At 64.2% G+C, this 6631-nt stretch carries 8 protein-coding genes; 1 reads left to right on the forward strand and 7 read right to left on the reverse strand.

The genetic code is table 11. The annotated features are described in order from the left end of the window. The 7 genes from MOV74_RS27885 to MOV74_RS27915 form a co-directional block, all read right to left on the reverse strand. Positions 1–599, reverse strand: a 599-nt coding sequence (locus MOV74_RS27885; protein ID WP_246929804.1) for an aspartate/glutamate racemase family protein, incomplete at its 3' end; no start/stop codon positions are given. 22 nt (positions 600–621) lie between these two features. After that, positions 622–1506 (reverse strand): polysaccharide deacetylase, encoded by an 885-nt coding sequence (locus tag MOV74_RS27890; protein ID WP_246929805.1) that lies wholly within the window; start codon positions 1504–1506, stop codon positions 622–624. Continuing rightward, complete coding sequence (locus MOV74_RS27895) at positions 1493–2308, reverse strand: ABC transporter substrate-binding protein (protein ID WP_246929806.1); 816 nt, start codon at positions 2306–2308, stop codon at positions 1493–1495. The genes MOV74_RS27890 and MOV74_RS27895 overlap by 14 nt, the downstream gene beginning before the upstream one ends. Positions 2309–2323: 15 nt before the next feature. Continuing rightward, positions 2324–3088 carry an amino acid ABC transporter ATP-binding protein gene (locus MOV74_RS27900; RefSeq protein ID WP_246929808.1) on the reverse strand — a complete coding sequence of 255 codons (765 nt, stop codon included), beginning with the start codon at positions 3086–3088 and terminating at the stop codon, positions 2324–2326. Continuing rightward, entirely contained in the window at positions 3085–3942 is an 858-nt protein-coding gene (locus tag MOV74_RS27905; protein WP_246929809.1) for an amino acid ABC transporter permease, read from the reverse strand. Before MOV74_RS27905 ends, MOV74_RS27900 begins: the two co-directional genes overlap by 4 nt. Then, the gene (locus tag MOV74_RS27910; RefSeq protein WP_246929810.1) at positions 3939–4766 is read right to left on the reverse strand and encodes an ABC transporter substrate-binding protein; all 828 of its coding nucleotides are present in this window, start codon (positions 4764–4766) and stop codon (positions 3939–3941) included. Before MOV74_RS27910 ends, MOV74_RS27905 begins: the two co-directional genes overlap by 4 nt. Positions 4767–4791: 25 nt before the next feature. Then, positions 4792–5748, reverse strand: coding sequence for an N-carbamoyl-D-amino-acid hydrolase (locus MOV74_RS27915; protein ID WP_258719559.1), 957 nt, complete (start codon positions 5746–5748; stop codon positions 4792–4794). 151 nt (positions 5749–5899) lie between these two features. Between MOV74_RS27915 and MOV74_RS27920 the strand changes: the two genes are divergently transcribed. Next, on the forward strand, positions 5900–6631 hold a 732-nt coding region (locus MOV74_RS27920), incomplete at its 3' end, for a LysR family transcriptional regulator (RefSeq protein WP_246929811.1).

Consider the following 6631-nt stretch of genomic DNA (forward strand, 5'->3'; position numbering starts at 1 on the left):
GGCACGCCGATTGCCTGCTCGAGCGCGGAGCGATGCGAGGCCATGCCGGCGCAGCCCATCACCACGACGTCGGCGCCGCGCTGCGTAACCAGCGCACGGCCCGCCTCGATGAGGCGATCACGGATATCGCCGCCCGCCGTTTCCGCGGCGCTGGCACCCACCGACCAGCTTCCGGCATAGCGGGCATCCAACCCCATCTGCCGCACCATGCGCTGCTGGCGTCGTATGCTTTGCGGCGATAGCGCGATGATGCCGAACCGCTCGCCGAGCGTCAGCGCCCGCAAAATACCCCACTCGGCGATGCCCATGACGGGACGACCGCCGGCGGCTTCGCGGACTGCATGCAGGCCGGGATCGCTGAAGCAAGCAATGACGAAAGCATCCGCATCTTCCCGCGCGACGCGGTTCACCAGCGGCATGACAACGCTGTCCGCATCTCGCTGCGAGGTGATGCTGGGCGGTCCTTCGGGAAGGCTCACGACCAGTATCTCCGGCCCGCCCGGGATCCGCAACGGCGCCACCGCCTCGTCGATCGCCGCCTTGACCGAAGCCGAGGAGTTCGGATTGATGATCAGGATGCGGCGACGGCTCGATGTCATGACTTGGCTCAAGCAGCTTGGCTCAACGATTGCCCGCTTCGTGGCGCTGGAAGTTTGCGGCAATATCGCGACCGGTTGTGATCCAGAGATCGGGACAGGATTTTGCGTAAGTCAGGAATTCGCGCAACAGCCGAAGCCGCATGGGACGCCCGCTGCATTGCGGATGCAGCACGGTCGTCACCATTGCACCCCAGTCCCTGACCTCGTCGAGTTCGTCCTTCCAGATCGAGAGCACGTGCTCCTTGGGGAAGATCGAGCGCGGGCTGAACCGCGCCGAGAGGCCATGCATCCAGTCGTCGTAGCTCGCAGTGACCGGCAACTCGATCGTGCCCGGCTTGCCGTCGGCGAGGCGATGGCGATACGGCCGGACGTCGTCGCGGAACGACGAAGTATAGACGATACCGTGGCGCACCAGCGCTTTGCGCAGCTCTTCAGTGAATTCGCCGTAAGGCGCGCGATAGCCGATCGGCTTGACGCCGAGCCGGCGCTTCAGCACCTCGAAGCCGCGCTCGAGCTCTTCCTCAATCCAGGGATCGCCGGGATCCGGCAGGAGATGATGATAGCCGTGATGGCCGATCTCGTGGCCGGCCTTGATGATCGACTCGGCCATCGCCGGATGCGCATCGACCGACCACCCGGTGACGAAGAACGTCGCCTTCAACTCGAGCTGGTCGAGCAGCTCCAGAAGCTTGGGCGTGCCGACACGCGCTTCATAACCACCATAGCTCATGGTGATCAGGCGCTGCGCGTGAACTGCATCCTTGCTGGTCCAGGCACTTTCCGCGTCCACATCGAACGACAGGAACATCGCCGACGTATAAGGCTTTGGCCAGGGATAGTCGGGTGCGGGATCGGCGGTGTTGGCCGGGGTGAGCGGGATACTCGCAAGTGCCTTACTGTCCAGCATTGATAGTCGCCTTCTCAATCCCGTTATCGGTCAACTTCCATTTCGCAAGCAACGCACGATAGGTGCCATCCGCGATCAGCGCATCGACCGCCTGCGCCATCGCCTCTTGCAATGCCTTCTCCTTGATGGGCAGCGCGATTCCGGTGAGCTGCTGCGCGATGGTCTCGCCGACCGGCGCGTAGACGCCGGGTTCGAGATCCATGAGATAGGGCAGCGTCTCGTTGCCCTGCACGGCGGCATCGATACGGCCTTGCCTGAGCTGGTTGCGGGCATCGCCCGAGCCGTCTGTGCCTACGAAGACGATCGGATTGCTGGCACAGTTCTTCTCGCTCCATGCCGCAATCTGCGCCGGGAACGAGGTGCGGCGGCTGGCGCCGACCTTCTTGCCGCAGAGCGCAGCCATGTCCTTGAACTCGGTCGCGCGGGACTGCTGCACGAAGAAGCGTGGACCGCTGCGCAGGTAATCGACGAAGGTCGCTGTCTCGTGCCGGCTCGCATAGTCTGTGAAGCCCGACAGCACCGCATCCACCCGGCCCGTCGAGATCGACGGCATGAACTCGGCGAAGCTGGTCTCCTGCCATTCGATCTTGACGCCGAGCTTGCGGCCGATCGCCTCCCCGAGATCGACGTCAAAGCCGGAGAGCGCATTGGTGGCGGGATCGCGAAACTCCATGGGCGGATAGTTCGGAACCAGCGCGACCTTGAGGCTGCCGCGTTTGGCGATCTCCGGCGGCAGCTCGATCGTCCTTGCCGAAACACCCGTGGCCAGCAACAGTGCCGCCGCAACAACAAGTCTCTTCATCAAAACGCCCCCATATCAGATCACCGCCGAGAGAAAAGCCTTGGTGCGCGCCTCCCGCGGCGCGCCGAGAATCTCGGACGCCGGCCCCTGCTCGACGATCGCGCCGTGGTCCATATAGACAACGCGGTCGGCGACCTCGCGCGCGAAGCCGAGCTCATGCGTCACCACCATCATGGTCATGCCGCTCCGCGCCAGTTCCTTCATGACCGCGAGCACCTCGCCGACGAGCTCGGGGTCGAGCGCGCTGGTCGGCTCGTCGAACAGCATCAGCATCGGCTTCATGGCCAGTGCGCGGGCGATCGCGACGCGCTGCTGCTGGCCACCGGAAAGCTGCGCAGGATAAGACTGCGCCTTAGCCGACAGCCCGACGCGCCTGAGCAGCTCGATGGCCTCTGCGCGCACCTCGTCCGGCTTGCGGCCCTGCACCTGCACCGGGCCTTCGGTGATGTTCTCCAGCGCCGTCTTGTGCGGGAACAGGTTGAAGCGCTGGAACACCATGCCGGTCTTCAGCCGCTGCTTCGCGATCTGCCGCTCAGTCAGGCGGTGCAGGCGTCCGCCCTCCTCCCGCACGCCGAGCAGCTCACCGGCGAGCCAGATGCCGCCACTGTCGATCGCGGTGAGCTGATTGATGCAGCGAAGCAGCGTGGTCTTGCCCGAGCCGGAAGCGCCGATCAGGCACATCACCTCACCGCCCCAGACATCCAGCGAGACGTCCTTGAGAGCCTGAAACTCGCCAAAGGCCTTGCTGACGGAGCGGATCGCGACAAGGGGCTTTGTCATCGGGCGAACTGCATGGTGCCGCGGGCAAAGCGTCGCTCGAGCAGCATCTGAAGCGGCGTCAAGATCGACACCACGAGAAGATACCAGAGACCGGCAACGATCAGGAGCTCGATCACGCGGGAATTGGCGTAGTAGATGTTCTCGGCGTTATGCAGCACCTCCGGATACTGGATGACGCTGGCGAGCGAGGTGGCCTTCACCAAGCCGATGAACTCGTTTCCGATCGGCGGGATCACCACCCGCATCGCCTGCGGCAGGATGATCCGGCGCAGCGCACGCAGCCGCCCCATGCCGATGGCCTGCGCAGCCTCGTACTGCCCGACGTCAACCGACAGCATCCCCGCCCGCATCACTTCGGATGTGTAGGCGCCCTGGTTGATGCCGAGCCCGAGCAGGGCGGAGAGGAACGGCGTCATGATGTCGACGGCCCGCGCGCTCCACAGGCCGGGAATGCCGATGGTCGGAAACACCAGCGCGAGATTGAACCACAACAGGAGCTGGAGGATCAGCGGCGTGCCGCGGAACAGCCAGGTGTAGCCGGCGGCGACCGATTTCAGCACCGGATTGGGCGACAGCCGCATGATCGCGACCACAACGCCGAGAAAGATGCCGAGCGCCATGGCGAGCACGGCCATCACCATCGTGTTGACGATGCCTTCCAGGATGACTTTGGCGGTCAGGAAGCGGCTGACGTAGGACCATTCGATCTGGCCGTTCGCGAACGCGCGGGCGATGGCGACAAGCACCAGAACGATCAGGGCCGCGCTGAACCAGCGGAACCAGTGCGGCTCGCGCGCAACATGCATCCCGGAGAGATCGGGAAATCCTTCAGCGAGGGCGGGCGCTGCCTTCATTGCGGAGCCGCGTTCATCAAGGGCTCGGCGACTGCGTTCGCGCCCAGCCCCCATTTGTCGAGGATGGCCTTGTAGCTCCCGTCGGCGATCATCGCGCTGAGCTTTTCCGTCACCGCCTCGCGCAAGACGACGTCATCCTTGCGGAACATGATGCCCTGATAACCTTTGGCGAAGGGCTCGCCGACGAGGCGATATTTCCCGGCCTCCTGCGATTGGGCATATGGCAAGGTCTCGCTGCCCTGCACCGCAGCGTCGATGCGGCCCTGCTTGAGCTGGTTGCGCACGTCGATCGAATTCTCGCCGGGAACGTATTGGATGGCAGGCTTGCCGGCCGCCTCGCAATTCTGCTTGCTCCACTTGTCGATCTCGACGGGAAAGCTCGTGCTGCGCGTCGTGCCGACCTTCTTGCCACAGAGATCGGTGGCAGCCTTGGCCTCGCTCTCCGCCATCACGAAAAACTGCGGACCTGTCGTCAGATAGTCGATGAAATCCGCGGTCTCGCGCCGCGAGCTGCGGTCGGAAATGCCCGAGATGATGAAATCGGCCCGCTTGGTCTGGAGCGAGGGGATCAGCTCGGCGAAGGGCGTCTCGCTCCAGACGATCTTGAGGCCACCGAGCCGCTTGGCCAACTCGCCCGCGAGATCGATGTCGAGCCCCACGAGCTCGTTCGTCGCGGGATCACGATATTCCATCGGCGCGTAGGTCGAATTGACCGTGAGCCGCAATGTGCCGGCCTGCTTGATCTCTGACGGCAGCTCGGCCGCCTGCGCCGAACTGATGGCGAAAAGCGCCGCGAAGCCGGTGAACATCGGGAAGCGTATCATGTCAGGTCCTTGCCCGCGCCGTGAATCAATCCGCATCGAGAACGGCCGGCTCGATGACGCCGGCGCGCTCCGTGATCACTCTGTATTGCTCCGGCCGCCGGTGGGCGGCAAAGTTGAACATCTTGTCCTTGCCCTGCCGGCAGAGATCGAGATCGATGTCGGCGACGATCACCTCGTCCGCCAGGCTCGCTGCCTGCGCCACGATGCGGCCATTGGGATCGACGATGCAGGAGCCACCGATCAGCCCGGAGCCGTCCTCCTCGCCCGCCTTGGCGACCGAGATGGCCCATGTGGCATTCATGTAGGCGTTGGCCTGCGTGACGAGCGTTGAATGGAAGGTGCGCAAGGACGCATCCTCCGTGGTGCCGCCATTGGGATCATAGGCAGCTGAATTGTAGCCGATGCAGACAAGCTCGACGCCCTGAAGGCCGAGCACGCGCCAGGATTCCGGCCAACGACGGTCGTTACAGATCATCATGCCCATGATCGCGTGGCTCCAGGCCGGGCCGGCGCGAAACGCAGGAAAGCCGAGGTCACCATAGTCGAAATAGCGCTTTTCGAGCTGTTGGTAGAGCGCGCCCGGCCGCGGCTCGACCGAACCCGGCAGGTGCACCTTGCGATAGCGGCCGACAACCTCGCCGGCGCGATCGACCAGGATGGCGCAGTTGTAGCGCCGGCCGTCTGCCGTCTGCTCGGCATACCCGACATAGAAGCCAATGCGCAGCGCGCGGGCGCGATCGAACAGTTTTGCGACCTGCGGGTTCGGCATGACGCGCTCGAAATATTGGTCGAGGGCTGCGCCTTCGAGCAGCCAGCGCGGAAAGAAAGTGGTGAAGGCGAGCTCCGGAAACACCACAAGGCTCGCGCCGCGCGCGGCCGCCTCCTCCAACAAGCCAAGCATTCGGGCCAGCGTATGCTCCCGCGTATCGGCTTTTTGCGTCGGCCCCATCTGGGCGGCGGCCGCGCGAAGGACACGAACCAAGACTGCCTCCAATCTGTGCGCGCTGCTGCCTCAATAGGCGACAGAACTCTTTGATACAGCGTGCAAATCCGGCGCTATTAGGCGGAAACGCCGCTGCAAAAGCAATTCGCCGTGCTATGATCTTTTGGCCGAGAGTATAATCTGGACTTATATGAACCTGCGCCAGCTCGAGATCCTGCGTGCCGTCATTCGCCACCGCACCACGGTGGCGGCAGCCGACGAGCTCGCGCTCTCGCAGCCGGCCGTCAGCAACGCGCTGAAGTCCATGGAGGCACAAGCAGGCTTTGCGCTGTTCGAGCGCGTCAACAACCGGCTGTTTCCAACCGCCGAGGCTATGGCGCTCTACAAGGAGAGCGAAGCGATCTTCGCGCTGCATGCCAAGCTCGAAAGCCGCGTGCGCGATTTGCGCGAGAATCGGTCCGGACATCTGTCGATCGTGGCGACGCCGCCGCTTGCCTATAGCATCATCCCATCGGCTCTGTCGGCCTTCCTGCGCAGTCGCTCCGAGACGCGGGTGTTCTTCGACGTCCGCCGCTATGAGGGCATCATCGAGGGTGTGCTGAGCCATGTCGCCGAGCTCGGCTTCGCGCTCGGGCTCACACATCATCCGGGCATTGCGCATGAAGTGGTGCACACCGGCGAGATGGTCTGCGTGCTGCCGCCAACACATCCGCTCGCCGCGCAGCCGATCGTCTCCGCTTCTGACCTTGTCGGCCTGCCCTTTATCGGACTCGAGCGCGGAACGCGGCTCGGCGAAGCCGTGCGCGAGAGCTTTGCCCGCGCCGGCGCGCCATTCCAGTCGACCGTGGAAGTGCGCTATTGCAACACTGCCTGCGTGTTGGCGGCCGCCGGCGTCGACGTCGCCGTGGTCGACCCCTTCTCG

Source organism: Bradyrhizobium sp. SHOUNA76, assembly GCF_023006445.1.
Taxonomy (GTDB): Bacteria; Pseudomonadota; Alphaproteobacteria; order Rhizobiales; family Xanthobacteraceae; genus Bradyrhizobium.